Origin of the sequence: Rathayibacter sp. VKM Ac-2805, assembly GCF_009834265.1 — a bacterium.
Classification (GTDB): Bacteria; Actinomycetota; Actinomycetes; order Actinomycetales; family Microbacteriaceae; genus Rathayibacter.
This window is the reverse complement of sequence record NZ_CP047185.1, coordinates 522,425-545,032: the sequence shown is the minus strand read 5'-3', so window position 1 is coordinate 545,032 and position 22,608 is coordinate 522,425. Positions and strand designations below refer to the sequence as shown.

Below are 22,608 nucleotides of genomic sequence, written 5' to 3'. Positions count from 1 at the left end.
GGTCCCTACTCGGCCACGGCCGCGGCGCTTCCGCGCCGCTCGGCGAGGTCGCGCTGCATCTGAGACATGTTCTTGTCGATGTCGAGGAAGTAGATGATCACGGCCATCAGGATCGCCACGATCATCGGCAGCCACAGGTAGAGGAAGATCTCCACGTCGAGCGCCGACTGCGGCTGCGAATCCGCGAGGCCGTCGTACATGCCGAAGGCGAGCAGCCAGCCGACGAGGGCCGTGCCCAGTCCGGCGCCGAAGTTCTGGCCGGCGGTCGCGGCCGCATAGGTCATCCCGTCCAGACGGACGCCGCTCTTCCACTCTCCGTAGTCGACGACGTCGGCGACGAGGGCGAAGAGGGCCGAGGCAGTCGGGATACCGCCGACCGCTCGGATCAGGCTTCCGACGATCAGGAGGGTGAGGTTCGACGGGTCGACGAGCGTGATGATCGCGCCGATGACCGTCAGGCTCGTGCCGAACAGGATGGGCTTGCGCTTGCCGAAGCGGCCGATGATCGCGGGCATGAACCACATGCCCAGCAGGAGGGGCGCGAGTCCGGCGATGCTGAGGAGGCCGAACAGGCTCGGGTCCTCGAGGACGTCGGAGGCGAAGTAGATGCCGACGCTGGCGGTGCCCTGGACCATGAACTGCAGGAGGAAGAAGCCGAAGACGAGGAAGAAGTACGGGTTGCGGAACAGGATCCGGATCATCTTGCCCAGCGGCATCTTCGGTCCGGCCGTCGTGGTGACAGTGCTCGTGACGCGCTCCTTCGTACCGAGGAACACGATGAGCAGCGTGATCGCCGCGATGCCGCCGTAGATCAACGTCGTCGCCGTCCACCCGCCCTGACCGCCGCCGAACGCGGTCAGCAGCGGAACGGTCAAGGAGTTCACCAGGAGGGTCGTCAGGATCGCGCAGAAGGTCCGGATGACAGTCAGCGTCACGCGCGTCCGGGAGTCGGAGGTGATCACGGAGAGCAGCGTGTGATAGGCGAGGTTCGAGCTGACGAACCCGACGCCGAGGCAGAGGAAGTAGAAGACGAAGGCGTAGATCTCCTTGCCTGTCTCGTTCAGTCCCGCGGGAACGTTGAACAGCAGGACGAAGGAGATCACCAGCACCGGCATGCTGAAGAGGATCCACGGCCTCGCCTTGCCCCAGCGGGTCGAGGTCTTGTCGACCAGCGTGCCGATGATGAGGTCGAGTGTGCCGTCGAGCACGCGTCCGAACAGGAGAAGCGTTCCGGCGATCGCGGCGCCGATGCCGACCGTGTCGGTGAAGTAGAAGAGCAGGAAAGCGGACACCGGCGCGAAGATCAGATTCGCTCCGATATCGCCGACTCCGTAGGAGAGCTTCTCCCGCAGCTTCAGCTTCTCGCCTGAGCGGTCCTCGCGGATCGCCTGGCCGACAGCGTCTGCCGACAAGGCGGCGGTGACCGACTCCTCCGTGCTGAGGGCGACGGCGGCGCGCATCTGCTCGCCCTGCACCCGTCGAGGATCTTTCGCCATGAATGACTCCTTCGTCACATCGAGCACTCGTAGTTCGCCGAACGGCGACTGACGCGTGTTACTGACGCGCGTCACTAACGCGCGTCACCACAGTAGGCGTGTCCGCTTCGGCCGTCAACAGGGCTGTGTCAGACTTCAGGAATGACCTCGACGACTCCCGCTCGCCGAGCGACGAGCTCGGACGTCGCCCGACGCGCCGGGCTGTCTCGGACGACGGTGAGTCAGATCCTCAACGGGAACGTGGCGAGCTTCCCGCAGGAGACGCGCGATCGCGTCTCGGCCGCCGCGGCGGAGCTGAACTACCGCCCCTCTCGGGCCGGCCGCGCTCTCGCGACCGGCGTGAGCGACATGATCGTTCTCGCGATTCCCAGCGCCACCTTCGGCCCGAATCTGCAGAACGCGGTCGATCAGATCACTGAAGCGTCGGCGACTCTGGGGATGAGCGTCGTCGTTCGGTTCGCCGGCCGCGACACGGCCGCGACTCTCACCTCGGTCCTGGACCTGCGACCGATGGTCATCATCGATTTCGGAGTGTTCACACCCGAGCAGGGGCGGACCCTGGAGTCCGCTGGCAGTCGGCTCTTCCCACCGATTCCCGAATCCGGGCAGGATGCGACGGACGAGCTCGACGTCTTCGTCGGACGCCTCCAGGTGCGTGAACTCGTCCTCCGCGGGAAGAGGCACGTGATCTACGCCCAGCTGCAGGACTCCCGAGCAGCCCCCTACGGGGATTTCCGGCTCCAGGGCGTCCGATCGGAGTGCTCCGCTCACGGGTTGGCGGACCCCGTCGTGATCAGGGTGGAACTCGATGAGGACTCCGCCACACAGGCGCTCAGCTCAGCGCTCGAGACGACGGGAGACGACGCCGTCGCCGTGTGCGCCTACAACGACGACGTCGCCATCGCCGTCATCGCTGCCGCACGCAGGCTGGAGCTCCCGGTGCCTTCCCGAGTCGGCGTGATCGGGGTCGATCACACGATGCTCGGTCAGCTCGTCGCACCGCGTCTGACGAGTGTGCACATCGACCTCCCTCGGATCATCGACTTGTTCCTCGGTCAACTGACCGTGATCCGCGGTGCCGGAGCTGCAACGGCGGATGAGGTCACGGCTCTCGAGCCGAGCGACGTCGCGTGGGTGGTTGCAGGAGACAGCTGCTGACCGCACGCGCCACCTCGAAGTCGTCCCCTCTGCACAAAGCCCTGAAGGCGCCCATCAATCGGCCGGCTCGGCGCACTGACGTCAGCACTCGCGGGTCGACGGCTCCAGGCCCGGAGCCGGGCGGATCGTGAGGGTCGCGGGACCGCCCGCCACGACGGTGGCGAACGGGCCCGCGACGCCTCCGAGCTCAGCGGCGATGACGGTATCCGCGTCCCGACGAAGCGCCTCTTACAGCAGGTCGATCGTCGTCGTTGCGGCTGCCGCATCTCCGGAGAAAGCGGCGGCCTCGATGATCGCCGACGAAGCGGCGGGGACGAAACCGTCGTCGGTCCACCGGTGGGTGGGGCGAGTGGAGCCGTCGATCGTGATGGTTGCCGTTGCGCCGGCGTCGATCCACGCAGGGGCGAACCCGACGAGCACGCGATGCGGGAAGTCGTGAGCGTCGATGAGGGCGTAGAGCTGCACGACGTGGCGACCGGCTCGATCACCGGTGTTCGTGACGGTGACGGTGGCGTCGAAGTGCTCCTGTTCGACGGCGCTCACGGTGACGCGATCGATGCTGAACGTCGTGTACGACAGACCGAATCCCAAGGGGAACGCGGCGCGGTTTCCGTCGCGGTCGAGGAGCCGTTGTCCATGCCAGCGGTCGTAGGTGATCGCGGTGGCGTCGATGTCGAAGAAGGGCAGGTGAGCTTCATCGGCGGGGATGGAGTACGGCAGTCGGCCGGTGGCGTCGTGGTGGCCGAGGAGGACGTCCGCGAGGGCCGACCCTCCCTCTGTGCCGCTGTACCAGCCGATGAGGACGGCCGGAACCTCGTCCCGCCACTCCTCGGTGATGACGGCTCCTGCCGTCACGACGACCACGACGGTGCGCGGATTCGCCGTCGCAGTCGCGCGGATGATGTCCGCGTCGATGGGGCGAACGCGCAGGGATCGGCGATCGCCGCCCGTCGCCGATCCCATCACAGTGCCGCTGGCCTCGGTCATGAGGGCACTCAGGTCGACGCCTTCCGGGGCGGGGGGGAAGAGGGCGAGGAGAGAGGGGTCGTTCATGAGGTCGCCGAGGTACTCGCCCTCATCGGCTGAGGTGTAGCCGACGACGACGATCGCGACATCGGCGTCGGCGGACGCGGCTGCGGCCGCCGCCGGGTCATCGGCTTCCACGAAGTCGACTCTCGCACCTGGCACAGCGGCGCGGATCCCGTCCAGGGGCGTGACCACCTGCGGAGAACGGACGTTCGAGGAGCCCTCGTCGCCGGTGTTGGCCAGCCCCGCCAGCCGACCGATCACCGAGACGCGCCGCAGCGAAGCCGCGTCCAGGGGCAGCAGCGGGCGGCCGTCCACGTCATCGTTCTTGAGAAGAACTGCCGCAGTGGCGGCGGCTTCACGGGCCAGCGCTCGGTGCTCATCCGAGAAGACCACCTCGATCGACGGCTCTGCGTCGAGCTCGCGCGCGAAGAACGCGAGCTGTGTAGCGAGGATGCGCGTCCCGGCGCGCTCGACGTCGTCCCAGGACGCCCGCCCGGCATCGAGGTCGGCCGGCAGGGAGTGTGCCCGCTGCTGACGGAAGGGCTCTTCGACGTCCAGACCGGCGTGCAGGGACTTCGCGGCGTCGCGAAGCCCGAAGATGAAGTCCGAGACGGTGACCCCCTGGAAGCCCCACCTCTCCCGCAGAACGCCCTCCATCAGGGCCTCGTTCTCTCCCGCCCATTCGCCGTTGACGCTGTTGTAGGCGGTCATGATCCCATCGACGCCCTCCTCGACCGTGCGCCGGAAGTGCGGGAGGTAGACCTCGTGAAGGGCGGCGTCATCGGCGGTGACGTCCACCACGAACCGAGCGTTCTCCATCGAGTTCAGCGCGAAGTGCTTCGACACGGCCATGGTGTGGTGTCGGACCCCGCGAGTGAGAGCTGCCCCGAATTCACCGAGCGCGTAGCTGTCCTCGCCGTACGTCTCCTGCGCGCGCCCCCACGCGGGGTGGCGAGGCAGATTGATGCAGACACCTCCGAAGAAGTTCCCGCCCTGGGCCCGGACTTCCGCGCCGATGGCGATCCCGATCCGCTCCTCGAGCGCGAGATCCCAGGTGGCTCCGCGAGCCATCGAGACCGGGAAGGCGGTCGAAGCACCCATGACCGCGCCGCGGGGCCCATCGCTGAACCGGAGCCCCGGCACGCCGATTCGATCGATCCGGCCCATGACGATGGGGACGCTGTTGTATCGCTGCGCCATCTCCCCCATGCCCGGCCAGAAGTCGTCGTCGCCGTCGAGAAGACCCAGCTTCTCCTCCGCCGTCAGCTGAGCGAGGAGCGCAGCGGCCTCCGCTTGCGCGGCGCGACCCCCGCGCACGCGCTCTACGGCGTCATCGAACAGGGTGTGAGTGGTCGTCATCGACTTTCCTCCGATCGACCTCCGTCGGCGTTCGCCGCCGACTGAGGTGCTTCCAGGGTGGAACCGTTACCCGCATCAGTGCGGGTAAGGAGATGGTAGACATGAACCTGTGACTGCGCAAGAAGTGCCGGGTGGGGCTTCGGCCGGCACGCCTTCGCGCACACGCTTGGCTCCCGAGGTGCGGCGCGCGATGATCGTTGAGCGCGCCACGACGTTGATCTCCGAGCGCGGGTTCAACGCCTTCACCCTGCTGGGGCTCGCTGAAGCGTGCGGGATGACGCGGCGAGGGCTCGATCACTACTTCGGCTCCCGCGACGAGATCCTCATCGCCGTCCTGCGTCACCGCGACTCGGAGGACATCGCGCTTCTCGGTGACACCGGGGCGCCCAGGGATCGAGAAGCCACGTGGCGCGCCCTGGACGACGCCGTCCGTCGCAATGCGTCGCAGCGCGAGATCGTGCGGCTCTACACCGTGCTGGGTTCCGAATCCCTCGACCCGGCGCATCCGGCGCACGACTACTTCCAGGAGCGCGCCCGCTCCGCGCGGAAGACCTTTGTCGAATCTATCGAGTGCTGGCACCCCCGGCCCGAAGCGTTCGCAACAGTAGTGCTGGCACTGCTGGACGGAGTTCAGATCAGCTGGCTTCGAGACCCGGCTCTTGATCTCTTCGAGCTTTGGCGCGACGCGGGATCACTTCTTGATCGAGACTCCACTCCCTGAACCCCCGTCGCAACAGGCCGTCAGCATGATGGGCAGCCGTCTCTCTCGACGTCGACCTGACGCGCCGTCAGATTCCGCCAGCCCAGCCCTTCATCTGGATGCGACATGAAGCGGCGCTAGAACACCGTCACTTCACGCCGCGATCCAAAGATTTTCGCGGCGCTCAGTGTGGGGTCTGCGCGTACCGGTGGACGATCCCCATACGGGACGCAGCGAGCAACGGTGCGACGCGGGTTCGGCTGAGCGATGTCTCGACTTTGAAGAACCGTCCCCGCTTGTCCGTCGGCGAGGGTGACGGCTGGTCTTGTCGCCCGGCCGCCACCCCGCCCGGCTAGAGCACGCGCGACACGGTGACCGGGCCGAGAAGGCCGTAGTCCCGGATCGGCGTGACGTGCGGACCCGCGCTGCCCGTGGACATCAGCGCGATGTCGGGGATCCGGTCGTAGTAGCCGCGGGCGATGAGCCGGTTGTTCAGCGAGCTCGCCACTCGGACGACGATCTCGTTCGAACCGCTGCGGACGTCGTCCGTGATGTCCACGACGGGGTGTGAGGTGTCGAAGCCGCGGACGGGGCCGCCGTTGACACTCACCGATCCGAGTCCGCCGGACGTGGATCCGAGGTTGAGGATCAGGCGACCCGTGATCTCCTCGCCCAGGTCGATCACCGCGCGGTACTCCCCCACGCCCGACACCTCGGGGCCCACTCCGGCGAGGTCCTTCCAGGGGAGCAAAGTCCTGTCGGAGCTCGCGAGGTGCGTGACGGCCGTGGTCGGCTTGATCTCGCGGGTCTCGTAGCCAAGTCCGCGGTCCTCGGTGATGAGCTCGTTCTTGCCGGCGTCCCAGCTCTCGACGGTGATGTCCCACCCCGTGATCGTGGCGATGTCCGTCCGCTGTGCGGGGGTGGAATCCGCAATCGGCTCCGACCTGTCGAGGGTGAGTAGCGCGGATTCGCCGGGGGCGAGGGTGAGCTCGAGCACGGTCGTTCTGCCGGCGGTGCGCACGCCCTGGTGCGGGCGGGCCTCTCCGGTGTTCGCGTCGATGCGCGAGACGAGCCCAGTCCCCGGAAGCGCGATCTCGACCGTGGTCTCCGCGGCCGTCTCGTAGAGGAAGTGGTAGGCGAAGAGGTGGAGCTGGTCGCCGTCCTCGCGCAGGTACGTCAGCACGTCGCGGTTCTCGGCGGTGAACTCGGCGCGCCCGATCACGCCGAGCGCGCGCAGCGCTCCGACGGTCTCCGCCGGGTCGTCGATCTCGCGCACGGTCGACAGGGTGCGCAGCGCGGCGAGGGTGTCGGCGAGTTCCTGGTCGCGTCCGTCGAGTCCGGGTGTGCGGGAGGCCGCGCTCCCGTGGTGGGTGTACTGCTTCGCCATCAGCAGTTTCAGCTCGCGGGCACCGTTGACGATCAGCACGCGCAGTCCCGCTCGGGCCCAGTCGAGCAGAAGGGTGGCGGCGTCAGGATCGAGCGTCTCCTGATACACGATGAGTGCCTGGTAACCGGGACCGTCGGGCTGGACGAGTCCCTCGCTGGAGGAGACGTCGTCGTGGAGCAGCAGTGAGGCGTCGAGGAACTCGTACGACCAGCCGGCGTCCTGCATCCCGAGGTCCTGCCACCAGTGGTTCTCGCGGTTCCGCATCCAGCGAGTGCCGTAGGCGACCTCGTCCGGGACGCGCGATCCGTCATCATCGATGAAGGCCATGCCCGAGAGGTTGTCGACGAAGTGGTCGGTGCGGAGGATCCCGACGTCGATGCGCGGCCTCCCCTGGCGCAGGAGGTACTGGTAGCGCCCGATCGCGTCGTTCCACAGCGGGTAGAACTCCGATCCCGGCTGACGGAGGTCGAAGCGCTCCGAGAACATCGGCCACATGCCCTCGTGCCCGGGCCACTGAGTGGTCTCCTCGGCGCCGGCGACGCTCGCCCATCCGTGCAGGACGGTCTTCGTGACCCCGGCGGCGAGCTGGGTACGGATGATCTGATCGTAGAAGCGGTGGTCGAGCATGTGATGGCGCGTCGTCGCTCCCGTCTCGGACGAGTACTGCTTGCCGAACAGATGCGCTGGGCCCGCGAGGAGCCGGTACGCATCGATCTGCGAGCCGAACTCCAGCGACTCCGTCTCGATGCCGTCGACCGCGATTCCGGGACGGGTCAGTTCGAACGGCAGTCCGTAACTGATCTCGGACCGCAAGGTGATCCCGTTGGCATGCAAAAACTCGGAGAACGGCTGGAGCATGTTCTCGATGTAGAGATCGGTCAGGGTCCGCACGTAGTCGTAGCGGACCTTCTCGACGATCGCGCGCTGGTCGGCGCCGGCGTCGTAGTGGTAGACGGTCGAAGAGGCCATCATCTGCACCGAGCGGACCAGGAACGGTAGCCAGGGCGTGATGTCGTAGCCGCGGCGGCGGCGGAACTCCTCCGCGACGCTCGCTCCCCAGAACATCCCGCCGGCGCCCCAGGTGGAGAGCTCGAGGGAGTCCATGTACATCTGCGTACGCGGGTTCTTCGCGATCTGCTCTCGCAGGCCGGCCGTGAGAACGGTCGAGTCCCAGTACGCGGTGATGGCGTCGACGCCGGCGCGGTCGAGGTAGTTCACCGTGTAGTTCACGCTCGCGGAGGGATTGGCGGTCTGGCCCGTGCCGTGGGACCAGAAGACGAAGACGCGCCAGTCCCGGTCGTCCTCCGGCGCCCAGTCAAGTGCGTGCCCGGCGACGAGGGCGGTGAGATCGGTCACCGACGACGAGTCGAGGACGCCGTCCTCGAGAATGGCGGCCGCGACGACCGCTTCCAGCGTCTGCTTCGTCGGAGCTACACGGTGACCGGGCAGCATGCTGCCGCTGCGGTCCTCGGTCAGATCGATGCGGGGCAGGTCGCCGAAGACGGGAGCTGCGCGCGTCGCGTCGAGTGCGACGAAGTTCAGCTCCTGCGCCGCGGCGGGGTGGTCGGCGTCGATTCCGGGGAGATTCGCGTTCGACCAGTTCGTACCCGAGGTGAAGCTGACGGACATGCCGCGCGCGGTCGTCTCCTCCACGACGATCGCCGAGTCGTGGACCCACTCCTCCGCACCCCAGCCGTAGCGGGCGTGGTCGACGGCCTGCTCGTCCATGGCGAGGAACTCCATGCCGCCGAAGCCGAGGCGGTGCGCGGCGTCAATCTCCGATCGGAGGGTGACGTCGGTGTGCAGTCCTTCCGCAAGCCACCAGCGCAGCTCTGGACGGTAGTCGATGGGCGGCCGGCGCAGGGCGTCGCGGTGGTCGTCGAGTTGGGACATGGGGTTCTCCTCGTGAAGATCGGCAGGGAAAGTCAGAGGCTCCGTCAGGCGACGGATGCTCGCTCGTCCGCGGAGGCGAGCGCGGTCTCGGTGTCGAAGACGTTGTCGCGGTCGCGGGTGCGGAAGACGACGCCCGCCCAGACGACGCCCACCAGGGAGACGGCGGAGAGGATCCCGTACATCAGGCCCGGGCCCACCTGGAGCAGAAGAGGAGTGACGCTCGCCAGCGCGGCCGCGGCGAAGCGTGCCACGGAGAGGATGACGCCTTGTGCGGTGGTGCGAAGGAGGGTCGGGAACGACTCCTGCGTCCAGACCTTCATGATCCCCTCGAACGCGAAGGACGTTCCGACGACCTGGAACACGGTCTGGAGGAGGTAGGTGACGACGTTCACTCCGAAGAAGGTGTAGATGAGCGGACCGATGACGAGGGCGACTCCTCCGACGAGGAAGTAGCGGTATCGCACCGGCTTGTCCGCGATGCGCATGAAGATCAGCGACCCGATGATCGACAGCGGCAGCAGCGCGAGGCCGAGAACGGGCGCGATGCTGAGGTCGACGCCGCCGTAGTTGACGAGGACGTAGGTGCCGAACTGCCCAGTCGTGTTCGCGACCAGGTTGGTGAGCGAGTAGAACACGATCAAGGCGACGAGGGGCACTCCGTAGCGCGAGCGGAACAGCTCGCTCACGCCGGCGCGCTGAGCGCGGACGGTCCTCGCGCCGCTCTTCTGCTCAGCCTGCGCCGCCCGCCAGCTCTCGGACTCCGGGACAGAGAGGCGACCGAGCAGGCTGAGCAGCGCGAAAAAGGCGATCTGCCCGAACATCACGGCGATACCGAGCGAGCCCAGGCTCGCCACAGACGAGGCGACGATCGAGCTGACCACTGCGCCGGCCAGCCAGAGCAGCTGCGAGAAGCCGAGGAGTTTGCCACGGTTCTCGTCGGTCGCGGCCTCGGAAATCGTCGACAGCGAGACCGGGAGATCCGCTCCGGTTCCGAGGCCGAGCAGCAGAGCGGCCGCGAAGAGGACCGCGAACGGCGGAGAGATCATCAGCACGATCAGAGCCAGGATGTTGACGACCATCGTGATCGTGAACACCGGCCGGCGTCCGAAACGGTCCCCGAGCCGTCCGCCAAGAAGCGCGCCCACCGCCACTCCCAGAGTCAGCGCGCCCGATGCGACGCCGACCTGGAAAGCGTCGAGTCCGAGAGTCTGCTGGAAGATGATCACCGCGATGCCGAAGGTGATGATCGCGGCGGCGTCGACGTAGGACGCCATCCCGCAGACGAGGCCGACCCACCACGGGCGCACAGGGCGCGACTGACCCAGACGTGACATGACTTCTCCTTCGAAGCAACGACGTCGCACAGTGCGGGCGACGTCGTCACCCTACAGAGATGTTGTCCTCAGGACAACACTTTGATCAGCTCGGAAAAGCCGTTCCTGCAGCCGATTCCAACGGATGGCCCGGAAGCGCATCGAGCGAGGTCGCGAGCTTCACAAGGAGACGCTGGAGCAGATCCAGGTCACCCTGCTGCCACTCGCTCAGTGCAGAGCCGAACTCCACCGTCATCGTGTCGACGATCCTCTGCCCCACAGCTCGGCCATCGTCTGAGAGGACCACGACCACTCCTCGCTCATCACCCGGATCGACACCGCGAACGACCAGCCCCGCCTCTTCGAGGCGCCGGACGATCTTGCTGACGTTCGAGCGACCGGTCTGGATGGCGTCAGCGAGATCGGTGGGCCGGGCGGCGCCGCGGTAGACGAGCTGATTCACCAGCAGGAACGCGGGGAGGTCATCGGGGAGCGGAAAACCGCTCGAGGTCATCAGGCGTTCACGGAACGCGGTGGATGTGCCCCAGGTAACGATCGCCTGCATCGCCGTCCCGAGACCTGCACCGTCCTTCCCCATTAGGGGCACAGCGAGCCTCGCGATCATCGACGGACTCTCAGAGCGAACCACGTCGATCATCGTAGCTACGGCCGCCAACGCGGCCAGCGACCGTCGGACACCAGCTTTGAAATGTGCGCGACGTCCCGGTGGCCCATCTCCATACGGGACGCGCGGAACGCGAGCGATCATGCGTCATGACCGAACCGCTTCCTGCTGTCTTCGATCCGATTGCTTTCGAGATCCGGCTCGTGCAGGCGCGGCTCGATCGTGCCGATCAACACGTTCAGAAGTTCGGAGAGATCTGGGACGAGTACCTTGACACCAGACCGCACCGACTGGAACACACCGCAGAGACAGACGGAGTTCTGATCGTGCGGCTTGGGAGGATCAAGCCGCTACCCGTCGAGTTGTCGGTGGTCTTCGGTGAACTGCTCTACGAGCTTCGCGCAGCGCTCGACAACTGCTTGTACGCGGTTGCCGTGCTCGTCTCCGGCGAGAACCCGCCGCCCAGCGCTGCGAGGCTCGAATGGCCGATCAGAGGGACTCCGACGGAGTGGAAGAACCAGGCCAGCAGGTACCGAGACCTTCCGCCGGTGATTCAGGAGGCGCTCGAGAAGGTCCAGCCCTACCAAGCCAAGCTTCCTGGGTGGAACAGCCTCGCCATCCTTCACGAGCTCGCGCGAGTGGACCGGCACAGATCGATGCACGGCCTCGGGCTCTACCTCTCTCACCTGCGCATGAAAGTGGACCTCCGCTACATCGAGGTCCTCAGCCGGGGACACCCGGGCATCATCGGCGACGGCGACCAGATCGTGCGTCTTCGTCTCGCAGACAGCGTGACCCTCTCCCCTGACAACTTCGACCTGACACTCGAGTTCGACGTCGACGTAACTGATGTGACCGAGAGCATCGGCCCCTCGGGGCGGCCTGGTCGGCCCTGGGGGTCGCTCGACAAGCGCTTACGAGCTCTCGTTCTAGCCATTAGGCAGTACACGACCGAACTTCCTGGCATCGCGGCAGACCACGTCCTCGCCCAGGAGCCGTGACGGGCGGAGGGGAACAACTTCTATCTATAGACGGGTTACGTTGGGTGGAACCGCACGGGAGGCGTCGTGAGCGAGGGTGCTGCTAGCGAAGCCCGCGTAGCTGCCGCGACAGCCGCGCTCCGCGACTTCATGGAGTCGAACCTGGTGGTCAGCCGCATCGAGCTCGAGGCGAAGCTCATCGAGGTCCACCTCGGCTCGACTCCCTTCGAACCTCATCACCTCACCACGGCCGCCCGCAACTTGGAGGCGGAGGAGGTCATCGAGCACGAGGCTCGGGAGACCCGCGGTGGTCGCCCAATTCCCCTGTATGTCGTCGGCGACCTGACCAGGCGCCGGCGAAGAGTGGAAGATGCGTCGGCCCGGAAACGCCTTCTGATGGCGCGGTACTACTCCTACGTCCAAGGGGCGGCGAGGTCAGTACCGGTCGCGGCAAGGAAATCCGCAGCGAGCCTGCGCCCGAACCCCGGAATCGATACCAGCAGATCCGCGGACCTACTGTCCTGCAGAACGGCTTCGATCTCCGCGTCGAGCTCCGCCACCTCGTCCCGGATGCGGAGCAGATCACGCGCAGAGCGACTGACCAGCCGGGCCGCCGCCCCCTCCCCCACAACGACCGACGTCTGCTCGCGAGCAGCGTCGACCGCCGTCTTGGCCACGGCCGCTGACTTCCAGCACCCCTGCCCCTTCAACCACGACGCCAGCCGGCTCTCCCCCATCCTCCGGATCGCGGACGGTGTCGCGTACCGGGTGAGCAGCACCAGAGGTCCCCTGGTCGTCGCGTAGATGTAGAACAGCGGCTGCGCGTACGAGCTCAGCAGCGTCTGCAGCAGCCCCGTCCCGCCGTGGTTCAGATCCGTCGCCCAGGCGACGTCGGTTCCGCCCGGCAGGGATGCGACGTCGCCCATCAGGGTCAGGATCGCCGCTTCTCGGTTCTCGAACCGCTGCGAGAGCAGCTTGGTTCCGTTGCCGTCGATGACGACGCAGTGGTGTTCGGTCTTGCCGGCGTCGATACCGGCCCAGAGTTGGGGCACGCAGGGTCCTTCCGTTGAGGGGTGCGGTGCGCCGTGAACGACCGTGCCGGCATGTCCTTACTGGGCGATCTGGTCGCGTTTCTCAATGAGCGGTCCTGCCGCTGCGGGGTCCCGGGCGGCTCATCACGGCGTGCCATCAGGCGGCTGAAGGCGGTCAGCCATACCCGGGACCCCTGGCGCGTTCCGGAGCCTACAACTGCCCCGAATCCACGGAAATAACGGTAAGGAGGGCGGAGGAGGAGCGGCTCCCTCGACGGTCAGGGTCGGAAGACCGCCCGCACGCATCCGTCGGTCTTCTCCTTGAACATGGCGTAGCCGGCGGGGCCGTCCTCGAGCGGCATGACGTGCGTGGCGAGGTGCTCGGTGACGATCTCGTCTCGCGCCATCCTCTCGAGGAGCATCGGGATGTACCGGTGCCCGTGCTGCTGAGCGGACCGGAGCGTGAGGCCCTTGTTCATCACCGCCCCCAGAGGGAACTTGTCGACGAAGCCGCCGAAGACGCCCAGCACGAAGAGGCTTCCGCCCTTGCGCGCGGCGAAGATCGCCTCGCGGACGGCGGTGGGCCTGTCCGTCTGCAGCCGCAGCTGCTGCTTCACCTGGTCGTAGGCGAAGTCGGGTCCGTCGCGGTGCGCCTCCATGCCGACCGCCTCGATGCACACGTCGGGGCCGCGCCCGCCGGTCAGCTCGCGGAGTTCGGCCGTCACCTCGCTGGTCTCGTAGTTCATGGTCTCCGCGCCGATGACCTGCTCGACCTGGGCGAGCCGCTCCTGGAAGCGGTCGATCACGATGACGCGCTCGGCGCCGAGCAGCAGCGACGCGCGCGCCGCCATCTGGCCGACGCCGCCGGCACCCCAGACCGCGACGGTGTCTCCGGGCTTCACACCACCCAGATCCGCGCCCATCCATCCGGTCGGGGCGGCGTCGGAAGCGAAGAGCGCCCGCTCGTCGCTCACCCCTTCCGGGACGGAAAAGGCCCCCTGGTCGGCGTAGGGCACGCGGATGTACTCGGCGTGGCTGCCGGCCCACCCGCCCAGCGCGTGGGAGTAGCCGTAGCAGCCGCCGGGCGCCTGGCCCCAGAGCATCTCGGGGATCCCCGCGTTCGGGTTTCCGTTGTCGCACAGGGAGTAGAGCTCGTTGCGGCAGTACCAGCACTTCCCGCAGCTGATGAACGAGCAGACCACCACACGATCGCCCACCCGGTGCTTCGTGACGGCCGATCCGACCTCGACGATCTCGCCGATGAACTCGTGACCGAGCACGTCGCCCGCCCGCATGGTCGGGACGTACCCGCCGAGCAGGTGGAGATCCGAGCCGCAGCTCGTGCTCAGGGTCACCTTGACGATCGCGTCCTGAGCATTTTGGATCCCGGGATCCTCGACGGTCTCGACCGAGAGCTCGTTCACTCCGGTCCAGCACAGAGCCTTCACAGCACACCTCCGCCTTTCGCCTCGTCCTCTGCTTCGTCGACCGCGCCACCGAGCAGGGTGCGCGGTCGTTCTCCGTGCGGTCTCGGGGTCGCCCGCAGGACCTCACCCGTCTCGAAGATCTGCTTGGCGTCGCGCAGAGACTCGCGCAGCGCCTTCCCCGGATCGTCGCCCACTCCGGCGTCGGCACCCTCGCGGACCCGGGCGTGCACCTCGAAGCCCTTGTCGCCGGGAGCCGGATCGATCCGGATCTCGAGCGACTCCGCCAGACGCGCCAGCGGCTCGGGATATCCTCCGCTCTCGAAGTCCCGGGCCTCGCCCAGGACGGTGACCGCCTTCCACCCTTCCGGGTGGGCCCCGTCCCCGTCGGACTCCCGTTCCTTCTTGACGAGGGAACGGGCGACGAGGCCCACCGCGACCCCTGCGATGCCGACTCCGACTGCCGCAGCTGCTCTTCCGGCCATGATCACGCCGCCTTTCCCGGCTTGAGGACGACCTTGGTCCACCCGTCGTCCCGGTTGTCGAAGTGCTCGTAGGCGTCCGGCGCCTGCTCGAGCGGCAGCTCGTGACTGACGATGAACGACGGCGTCGCCTTTCCCGCGGCGATCAGGTCGCGGAGCCGGCGGTTGTACTTCTTGACGGGCGCCTGTCCGGTTCCCATGGTCTGGCCCTTGAACCAGTGCAGGCCGATGTCGAAGGCGATCCGCCCCTCCTTCGCGAGCTCGTCGGGGCCGCCGGGGTCCTGCGGCACGAAGACGCCGACGGTGCCGATCCGCCCGGTGAAGCGCACCGACCGGACCAGGCGGTTCAGCGTGAGGTCCGGCTGCTCGTCGCCGCCGGGGTCGTGCGCCTGATAGCCGACGCACTCGCAGCCGTTGTCGGCGCCGAGCCCCATCGTGTGCTCGAGCACGGCCTCCACAGGATCGACCTTCGAGTCGTCGATCGCGATCGCCCCGATGGACTCCGCCAGTCGAAGTCGATCCGGATGCCGATCCACGACCATGACCCGGCTCGCACCCTTGATGGTGGCCGACAGCGCGGCCATGAGTCCGACGGGGCCGGCGCCGTAGATGACGGTCTGGTCTCCTGGCTTCACTCCCGCCATCTCGGTCGCGTGGTAGCCGGTCGGGAAGATGTCGGCGAGCATCACGTAGTCGGCGGACTTCTCCTCCGCGTCCTCTCCCAGGCGGAGGCAGTTGAAGTCGCCCCACGGCACCCGCAGCAGCTCGGCCTGGCCTCCGGCCCACGGCCCCATGTCGGCGAACCCGTACGCCGCACCGGCCCCTTCCGGGACGGGCTGAGCGGTGAGGCAGTAGTTGGTCAGCCCGCGCTCGCAGTTCTTGCAGTGCCCGCACGCCACGTTGAACGGCAGGACGACGTGATCCCCCACCTTCACCTTGTCGACGCCGTCGCCGACCTCGATCACCTCGCCCATGTTCTCGTGACCGAACCACCGCCCGGTCTCGAAGCTGGTGCGCCCCTCGTACATGTGCAGGTCGGACCCGCAGATGTTCGTGGTCGTGATGCGCACCAGCACGTCGGTGGAGCGCTCGATCCGCGCATCCGGGACGTCTCTCACCGCGACTGTGCGCGGCCCCTCGTACACCACTGCTCTCATGCTCGTTCCCCTCCCGTTCGCGACGTTCCGTCGAAGCCGCCGCGCGCCGGTCGACCCGGCGACACCTCGATCTCACGCCCACGGACCGGGAGGCGCCATCGGCAGGACTGCCGATGCGGTCTGCCGTCGAGGGGGTCCCCGTGAAGGGAGTCCTGGTGGTATCCCGGTAGCAACGGTCTTCGGACAATCCCTTCGTTTCCCCTGCCCCTGGTCCTGAGGTGGTCGAGTCCCGTGTCACGCACTGCCGCGCTCCACCTCGCCGAGACGGCCGCGCGCCCGGGCCCGGTCCACGAGCGGGCGCAGGCGATGCTGGACGAGCTGCAGCACCACATCCCCTTCGACGGCGCGTGGCTGGCGCTGGCCGAGCCGAAAGGCACGGGATACCGCTCGGTCGCGAGCACCGACCTCGACGAGTCCTGCATCCGCTACCTGAGCGGTCCGCAGATGGCGCTCGACATCGAGAGGACCGGTGCGGATCGCGAACGGCCCCCCATCAGCCTGTCGGACGTCCCCTACTCCCCGAGGGACCTGCAGACCTGGGCGGAGTGCCTGCTCCCCGCGGAATTCCACGAGACCCTGTCCGTCGCTCTGTTCGAGGACGGCGGCCGGCACGTGGGCTTCATGACGGTGCTGTTCCGAAGCGCGGAACCGCCGTCGCCTGCGGTCCGCCGACGCCTCGCTCGACTCGTGCCGACGCTCACCTCGGGCATCGACCCCGTCCGCTCGCTCGCCGCGTCGGCCTCGGTCGTCGGCGGAGCCGGAGCAGGGGTGGTCCTCCTCCCCGACCACGGCGTCACCTCCCTTCCGGGCCTCTCCCCGGACGAGCTGCTCACCGCCGATTCGGCTCTGATCGACGCCGCGAGGGACGTCATCGCCGAGGGGCAGGACTACGCCTCGTTCCTGTGGCCCCGCTGACGCCGGCAGTCGCCGGACGGCTACGTGCGGGTGACGGTGCTGGCCTGCGAGAGAGAACTCGCCGCAGTGACCCGCGGAGTCGTCGTGCTCTCCCCCGCGACACGCCTGCGGGGGCTGACACCGCGGGAGCTCGAGGTGCTGGGCCACGTGATCGAGGGGTGCTCCAATCTCGAGATCGCCCGGGCGCTGGGAGTCGCTCCCCGCACGGTCGCCGCTCACCTCGAGCACATCCTGGTCAAGCTGGACGCCACGTCCCGCACGCTCGCGGCCGTTCGCGCCGAGCGCGCCGGCCTCTACGTCCCCCTCTCGCGAGCCCGGCCCGGATGAGCTCCGCGCGGAGCATCACTGCACTGCGCGACCGGACGACGACCCACCGATCAGAAGGGAACCGTCATGTCCCACCTGTCCGTCAAGGCCGGTGTCGCCGCAGTCGTCGGCGTCGCCGTCGCGGCGATCGCCGCGCTCCTCGGTGTCCCCGATCTGTCGCCTCTGCTCGGCTGGGCGATCGCCGCGGCGGTGTTCCTCGTCTGGGCCTGGTCGACGGCGTGGCCGGCCGGCCCGGAACGCACCCGCGACCTCGCCCGCCACGAGGACCGGTCCCGGAAGCTGGTCGACTCGCTCATCATCGCCGCCACCTTCTTCAGCCTCGTCCTCGTGGTCGTCGCACTCCTCCGCAGCCAGCAGAAGGACCCCGTCGGATCCGCGGCCGCGATCCTGGCGGTCGTCGGGGTCGTCGCGGCCTGGGCGCTCGTCAACACCGTCTACGCCTTCAAGTACGCGCGCATGTACTACCTCGACGACCGCCACCGCTTCGACTTCGACCAGGACGAGGACCCGTCCTACAGCGACTTCGCCTACACCGCGTTCTCGATCGGGATGGCCTACAGCGCGAGCAGCATCACCCAGTCCTCCACCCCCTCACGCCGCGTAGCCCTGGCCCACGCCCTGCTGTCCTACTTCTTCGGCACCTTCGTCGTCGCCGTCGCCATCAACCTGATCACCGGCCTCACCCAGGGAGGGTGAGGAGCGCCGCACATCCTCAGGCAGGCGTGTCGGAGCTCGATACTGATGTCATGGCATCACCCCTCGTCTCCGACGTCGCTCACTCCGGTCTCACCGTGGCCGACCTCGACGACGCGCTGGTGCTGTGGTGCTCCGGTCTCGGGTTCGTGCTCGAGCGCACCTTCACGCTCGACGTCGACGTCACGGCGGCGACCACCGGCGTCCGTGGAGCCGTGATCCGCGCAGCGACGCTGGCACTCGGCCCCCACCGGGTGGAGCTGCTGCAGTACGACCCGCCCCGACAGCTCGAATCCGCCGGCTCGCCCGCACAGGTCGGCACGGTGCACATCGCGCTCACGGTCTCGGACCTCGATCGTGTCCTCGAGCTCTGCGCTGGACACGGCTGGAGACCGGTCGGGACACCTCACCGGATGACCGGTGGCGCCCGAGCCGGCACGCGCATCATCTACCTCGAAGGTGCCCTCGGCGGATTCCTCGAACTGATCGCGCCCCCGCAGCTCCCGTAGGCCGCGTCGGCTATCGCATCTCGTCCGGTTCTCGATGTCTCGACCACCGACCGCTCCCCTGACGCGTGTAGCGGCAGGATCGACTCCGCTGCCTCACTGGTGCCGGAACGGCGTCTCGCAGGCGGAACGCGATGCCGAGCGCGAGCCGGGCCACTGACCAGCCTCGGTGTGAGGCGGTTCGGCTGATCACCGGCAAGCAGGGGCGCGTCGTGTCGTTCTCGTCGAGCGCGACGGTTCGGAGTCGGCTCGACGCACGTCGAGACGGTGAGACCGCCAGCCCTGCTTGGGGGGCGGCAGTGCGCGCAGACCATAGGACAGAGTGGGCTGACGGCGCAGTGTAGATCGCCTCGGATTCGGAGGCCCCTGTGCCGTTCTTCCCTGCCCATCGAGCGAAGCGCCGCTGGAACCGTACAGCCGGCGTCGTCGCGGCTATCGCGCTCCTGGGATCCGGATTCGCCGTGTCAGGCGTCGACGCTGTCTTCGCTCAGGACTCGGTGGGCGGATCGGCCACGGGCTCCATCGACTGCCCGGCGATTCAGCGGAGCGTCGGGGAGCTCGGGGTGGGAAGTCCGCCGCCCGACCTGGGAAGCCCGCCTGCCGCAGCCGAGGTCGGCGAATCGCTGTTCTCCTCCACCGCGAAGGATCTGCTGAAGAGTGTCGTGGGGAGCGCTCTCGGGAAGGTCGGTGACGTCGCCTTCGGGTGGGTGGTCAGCGAGCTGACCGGCCCGACGAAGCCCACGAAGATCGAGGCGGAGGAGCTGCAGGACCTCGCGGACCTCAAAGCGCAGGTCACTCAGGTGCAGACGGAGATCGCGGACCTCGGCAGAACCATCCAGACCGATGTGAGTGCCCTCGCGACCGAGATCGATCAGGACGCGAAGTGGCAGACCTTCGTCACGAAGTCGACTGCAGCGAACACGGCGTTGCAGAAGGTCGAGGACGACATCCAGCAGGTGTGCGAGATCACCGAGCTCCACCGCGACGACGCCGAAGCATCGGGTGTGACCGAGTCGCTGACGCAGGAGGAGATCGACAGTCTCAAGGAGGTCGCCGAGAACGGTCAGGCCAACTTCAACGCGCTCAGTGCCGTGCTCGTCGGAGACGACATCACGGGCGGACTGTTCGAAGCGTACCGAGACGTGCTGTGGTCGGTGAAGGCGGTCGGCAGCTCGAGCCCCTCCGCGACACTCCTGTCCGCTGAGGACGCGAACACCTTGCAGTCGCAGGTCGCCTACTACGGGAACATCGCCACTCTTCATCTTCAAGCGTTCGCCGAGGTCGTCCACTCTCCTCAGGTTCAGACGCGCCCCGCACTGCTCGAGCAGTACTACGACAACAGCTGGGTACCGGCGATCCAGGAGTGGTCCCTCCTCGGGAATCGCAATCTACCCACCCTCCCGGCCGGCACGAGCGTCGACCTGCTCCAGGAGAAGCTGACGGATCCGAGCAACGGAGACGTCTCGGGAACCATCCGTCTGTGGACCACGGAGACGGTCACGCTCGCGGGCTCCGCTCAGAACTCGTACTGCATGGCCTCCGTCACCTGCTACGCCCCGGAGTGGGCAGCGACGTCGAGCGCTCGGAGCGAAGCTGTGCTGCGCGCCTCCGTTCTGCCGAACTTCCCACCGCTGAGCCTTTCTGTCGGTGCCGAGCAGCTCGGTCTGACCGGCTGGCGCGTCCCCACGGACGACGACTTCGCCTCCCTCGTCATGACCCGTCCCTCGCGCATCAAGAATCCGCCGTCCCTGATCACGATTCCCCGAGTCGAGGACGGCGTCTCGCAGTGGGCGGAGATCGAGAACGTCCCCGCCCTCCAGTACCAGCCGATCTCCAATGGAATCGACACGTCGAACACCATTCCACCGGTCGTCGTCGACTCCGACAGCGCACAGGTTCTCGTCTTCACCAGCAACCCCTACTCCGGCCCGGAGCGCCTGACCTTCGCCGAGGACGGCATGGATCCGACCGCGAGCTTCGGCGGACGCTTGATGCTCGTGCAGGACCTGCCTGTCGGACCGCCCGACACACCCCTGTACCCGGACGCGTCCGCGGACTCCCGCGCAGCGGACGCTGTCGAGGAGGCGGCAAGCGCCGCAGCACCGCCGTCCGCGTCCGCTTCCACCCTCTCGAACAGCTCCGCGATCGGCGACGCGAGCCCCGTGACGTACACGGCGCCGGCGCAGTGCAACACCGACGACCCTTACGTCCAGCCGCAGGGCTACAACGGCATCAGTGTCACGGTCTCGGGTGCCGCGGGTGGTTCGCGCGCAGGCGAGGACGTCATCTTCGATGAGAGCTACCGGTACGGAGGACGGGGCGGAGTGGTGAACGCGGTCCTTCCCGTCAGCGCGGGCACACAGCTCTTCGCCGGTGTCGGAGGCGCCGGTGGATTCGTCGACGGCAGCCAGCGAGAGCGAGGAGCAGCGGGAGGCATCGGCGGTGGTGGCGGCGGTGGCACCTGGACCAGCGACACCGATCTCGGGCGGCAGGCGGGCGCGGGAGGAGGTGGCCTGTCCTCCATCGCTCTGGATGACGAGTGCCTCCTTCCGCTGGTCGTCGCCGGCGGCGGTGGCGGCGCCGGCGCCGCCGCGTCGGCTTTCGATGCTGACGCGGCGCGAGACGGAGGGAACTCCTGCGTGATGAACGGCTGCATCCCTTCGAACAGCGACAGCACGCTCGCAACGAACAGCTACTTGACCGGCGCTACGGCCCCCGACGGAGAAGGAGAGGATCCGTACAGTGACAACGGCCTCGGCGGAGGCGGAGGCGGAGGTTTCATCGGCGGTGGCGCGAGCCGTCTCGGCGGCGGAACCGGAGGCACCAGCTTCGTCGCGGACGGCGCGCTGAGCTCCTCGTTCACCGTCGGCTCCAACGACTCCGGGACGAACGGGTCCGTGACCATCACCCCGGTCGTCATACCGGAATTCACCATCGGCTTCGTGGACAGTCAGTTCGAGTGGGTGCTCGTTCGAGCCGACCAGTCCGTTCGCGCAGATGTTCCGCAAGACCTGCTGCCCGACTCGTCGATCGTCGAGTGGAGAACGGTCGCCGAACCGGCGAGCGTCTCTCCGAGCGGAACCCCGATCGTCCGCCTCCTGGACACGGTCACCGGGAACTGCGCGACAGGCCGGGGAGTTCTCAGCTTCAACCAGATCGTCACACTCGAGCCGTGCGCGGACAGCGACGACAACCAGCGCTGGTACCTCCAATCGACCGCCGTCGACCCGTCGAACGGCTCCGTCAACTTCAGGACCATCGGGGGAACGGGTCTCGCTGAGGCCGTCTCGCAGCCTGTAGCGGCGTTGTTCCTCACACCCCTGAAGGCGCCGCCGCTGTCCGACAACCTCTCGGAGACCCCCGGCAGTGGGCCCTCCGACCCAGCGCCGACCCCCACTACCGACCCCGCGGCCAGCCCCTCCCCCTCCACGACGAGCGGCCCGGTGAACGGCGATCTTCCGACCGACCACTCGCCGCGACCAGCAGCTGACAGTGGCGGACTCGCATCCACCGGAGTGGAAGGACTCCTGCTCCTCGCCACATCGATCGCCCTGATCGCACTCGGTGGGCTGGTCATCATGTCCACGCGGCGCCGCCGAGCATGATCATGGCGTCGTCTTCGCTGCGACGAAGTCACAGAAGGATTCTCAATCAGATTTGTCAAGCCAGCGGGGGTGGTCTGGCTCGGTCGTCCTTCCTTCTCTCCCAGCGTTTTTTTGCCTGGAAGGCACGTAGTGCCGAGCAGGGTCGAAGACGGGAGCGCAACCCGGAGGGCGGAGGAGGAGAGGTTGTCGGCGCGGTGTGAGGGAGCGCAGCGACTGCGTGCCGAGAACGTCGGAGGAGCCGGCCGCGAAGCGGCTTGCGTGGACGCCGGAGGCCCGTACGCTGCCGAAGGCTTCCAGGCAAAAATGCGCGCAGCGCACAACACCGCGCCGACCAGAGGTCGGCGTCCACTTGCTCGCGGAGTCTTCCGCCGAGAGATTTCAGCCGGCTTCAAGATGCGCCCCCTCCTGGGAGGCTGTCGGCTTTCCACCAGCTACGCGTCGAGCGGCGTCCGCCTGGTGTCGATAGAGCGCTGACTTCGACCTGGCGGACGGGTTCTCGGACTGGTGACGCGGCTACTGTCGGACGTC

The 22,608-nt window shown here is 67.7% G+C and carries 17 protein-coding genes; 8 read left to right on the top strand and 9 right to left on the bottom strand.

From position 1 onward, the window contains the following. Positions 1-5: 5 nt before the first annotated feature. On the bottom strand, positions 6-1,496 hold the full coding sequence (locus GSU40_RS02515) for a glycoside-pentoside-hexuronide (GPH):cation symporter (protein ID WP_160033474.1): 1,491 nt from the start codon (positions 1,494-1,496) through the stop codon (positions 6-8). 141 nt (positions 1,497-1,637) lie between these two features. Here GSU40_RS02515 and GSU40_RS02510 point away from each other — a divergent pair, with 141 nt between their 5' ends. Continuing rightward, a complete protein-coding gene (locus tag GSU40_RS02510; protein WP_279630837.1) occupies positions 1,638-2,654 on the top strand; it encodes a LacI family DNA-binding transcriptional regulator in 1,017 nt (338 codons plus the stop codon). Between the two features lie 228 nt (positions 2,655-2,882). On the opposite strand, the gene GSU40_RS02505 is transcribed toward GSU40_RS02510, so the two are convergent. Continuing rightward, positions 2,883-5,042 (bottom strand): glycoside hydrolase family 3 C-terminal domain-containing protein, encoded by a 2,160-nt coding sequence (locus GSU40_RS02505; RefSeq protein ID WP_160033470.1) that lies wholly within the window; start codon positions 5,040-5,042, stop codon positions 2,883-2,885. Between the two features lie 109 nt (positions 5,043-5,151). Between GSU40_RS02505 and GSU40_RS02500 the strand changes: the two genes are divergently transcribed. Further along, complete coding sequence (locus GSU40_RS02500) at positions 5,152-5,763, top strand: TetR/AcrR family transcriptional regulator (RefSeq protein ID WP_160033468.1); 612 nt, start codon at positions 5,152-5,154, stop codon at positions 5,761-5,763. Positions 5,764-6,094: 331 nt separating this feature from the next. Here GSU40_RS02500 and GSU40_RS02495 read toward each other — a convergent pair whose 3' ends face one another. From GSU40_RS02495 to GSU40_RS02485, 3 genes are all read right to left on the bottom strand, one after another. Continuing rightward, the gene (locus GSU40_RS02495) at positions 6,095-9,022 is read right to left on the bottom strand and encodes a glycosyl hydrolase (protein WP_160033466.1); all 2,928 of its coding nucleotides are present in this window, start codon (positions 9,020-9,022) and stop codon (positions 6,095-6,097) included. A 44-nt stretch (positions 9,023-9,066) separates the two neighbouring features. After that, positions 9,067-10,356 carry an MFS transporter gene (locus tag GSU40_RS02490; RefSeq protein ID WP_160033464.1) on the bottom strand — a complete coding sequence of 430 codons (1,290 nt, stop codon included), beginning with the start codon at positions 10,354-10,356 and terminating at the stop codon, positions 9,067-9,069. Positions 10,357-10,441: 85 nt separating this feature from the next. Continuing rightward, on the bottom strand, positions 10,442-10,960 hold the full coding sequence (locus GSU40_RS02485; RefSeq protein WP_160033462.1) for a MarR family transcriptional regulator: 519 nt from the start codon (positions 10,958-10,960) through the stop codon (positions 10,442-10,444). A 149-nt stretch (positions 10,961-11,109) separates the two neighbouring features. Here GSU40_RS02485 and GSU40_RS02480 point away from each other — a divergent pair, with 149 nt between their 5' ends. Next, the gene (locus GSU40_RS02480) at positions 11,110-11,961 is read left to right on the top strand and encodes a hypothetical protein (protein ID WP_160033460.1); all 852 of its coding nucleotides are present in this window, start codon (positions 11,110-11,112) and stop codon (positions 11,959-11,961) included. Between the two features lie 392 nt (positions 11,962-12,353). On the opposite strand, the gene GSU40_RS02475 is transcribed toward GSU40_RS02480, so the two are convergent. The 4 genes from GSU40_RS02475 to GSU40_RS02460 form a co-directional block, all read right to left on the bottom strand. Continuing rightward, entirely contained in the window at positions 12,354-12,992 is a 639-nt protein-coding gene (locus tag GSU40_RS02475) for a transposase (RefSeq protein WP_160033458.1), read from the bottom strand. Between the two features lie 257 nt (positions 12,993-13,249). Then, entirely contained in the window at positions 13,250-14,419 is a 1,170-nt protein-coding gene (locus GSU40_RS02470) for a zinc-dependent alcohol dehydrogenase (protein ID WP_160033456.1), read from the bottom strand. Further along, positions 14,416-14,880, bottom strand: coding sequence for a hypothetical protein (locus tag GSU40_RS02465; protein WP_160033454.1), 465 nt, complete (start codon positions 14,878-14,880; stop codon positions 14,416-14,418). The genes GSU40_RS02470 and GSU40_RS02465 overlap by 4 nt, the downstream gene beginning before the upstream one ends. A 2-nt stretch (positions 14,881-14,882) precedes the next feature. After that, positions 14,883-16,034 carry a glutathione-independent formaldehyde dehydrogenase gene (locus GSU40_RS02460; protein WP_160033452.1) on the bottom strand — a complete coding sequence of 384 codons (1,152 nt, stop codon included), beginning with the start codon at positions 16,032-16,034 and terminating at the stop codon, positions 14,883-14,885. 231 nt (positions 16,035-16,265) lie between these two features. Between GSU40_RS02460 and GSU40_RS02455 the strand changes: the two genes are divergently transcribed. The 5 genes from GSU40_RS02455 to GSU40_RS02440 all read left to right on the top strand — a co-directional run bounded on the left by GSU40_RS02455 (position 16,266) and on the right by GSU40_RS02440 (position 22,080). Beyond that, a complete protein-coding gene (locus GSU40_RS02455) occupies positions 16,266-16,949 on the top strand; it encodes a hypothetical protein (protein WP_208543353.1) in 684 nt (227 codons plus the stop codon). A gap of 66 nt (positions 16,950-17,015) precedes the next feature. After that, complete coding sequence (locus GSU40_RS16895; RefSeq protein WP_208543352.1) at positions 17,016-17,276, top strand: LuxR C-terminal-related transcriptional regulator; 261 nt, start codon at positions 17,016-17,018, stop codon at positions 17,274-17,276. 66 nt (positions 17,277-17,342) lie between these two features. Further along, the gene (locus tag GSU40_RS02450) at positions 17,343-17,972 is read left to right on the top strand and encodes a DUF1345 domain-containing protein (RefSeq protein ID WP_160033450.1); all 630 of its coding nucleotides are present in this window, start codon (positions 17,343-17,345) and stop codon (positions 17,970-17,972) included. A gap of 50 nt (positions 17,973-18,022) precedes the next feature. After that, entirely contained in the window at positions 18,023-18,478 is a 456-nt protein-coding gene (locus GSU40_RS02445) for a VOC family protein (RefSeq protein ID WP_160033448.1), read from the top strand. Between the two features lie 365 nt (positions 18,479-18,843). Further along, complete coding sequence (locus tag GSU40_RS02440) at positions 18,844-22,080, top strand: glycine-rich protein (RefSeq protein WP_160033446.1); 3,237 nt, start codon at positions 18,844-18,846, stop codon at positions 22,078-22,080. Positions 22,081-22,608 lie beyond the last annotated feature (528 nt).

Excerpts from the sequence above, each read along its gene's own strand:
- GSU40_RS02515 (WP_160033474.1), bottom strand. The coding sequence starts at position 1,496 with ATGGCGAAAGATCCTCGACGGGTGCAGGGCGAGCAGATGCGCGCCGCC.
- GSU40_RS02510 (WP_279630837.1), top strand. The coding sequence starts at position 1,638 with ATGACCTCGACGACTCCCGCTCGCCGAGCGACGAGCTCGGACGTCGCC.
- GSU40_RS02505 (WP_160033470.1), bottom strand. The coding sequence starts at position 5,042 with ATGACGACCACTCACACCCTGTTCGATGACGCCGTAGAGCGCGTGCGC.
- GSU40_RS02495 (WP_160033466.1), bottom strand. The coding sequence starts at position 9,022 with ATGTCCCAACTCGACGACCACCGCGACGCCCTGCGCCGGCCGCCCATC.
- GSU40_RS02490 (WP_160033464.1), bottom strand. The coding sequence starts at position 10,356 with ATGTCACGTCTGGGTCAGTCGCGCCCTGTGCGCCCGTGGTGGGTCGGC.
- GSU40_RS02485 (WP_160033462.1), bottom strand. The coding sequence starts at position 10,960 with ATGATCGCGAGGCTCGCTGTGCCCCTAATGGGGAAGGACGGTGCAGGT.
- GSU40_RS02480 (WP_160033460.1), top strand. The coding sequence starts at position 11,110 with ATGACCGAACCGCTTCCTGCTGTCTTCGATCCGATTGCTTTCGAGATC.
- GSU40_RS02465 (WP_160033454.1), bottom strand. The coding sequence starts at position 14,880 with ATGGCCGGAAGAGCAGCTGCGGCAGTCGGAGTCGGCATCGCAGGGGTC.
- GSU40_RS02460 (WP_160033452.1), bottom strand. The coding sequence starts at position 16,034 with ATGAGAGCAGTGGTGTACGAGGGGCCGCGCACAGTCGCGGTGAGAGAC.
- GSU40_RS02450 (WP_160033450.1), top strand. The coding sequence starts at position 17,343 with ATGTCCCACCTGTCCGTCAAGGCCGGTGTCGCCGCAGTCGTCGGCGTC.
- GSU40_RS02445 (WP_160033448.1), top strand. The coding sequence starts at position 18,023 with ATGGCATCACCCCTCGTCTCCGACGTCGCTCACTCCGGTCTCACCGTG.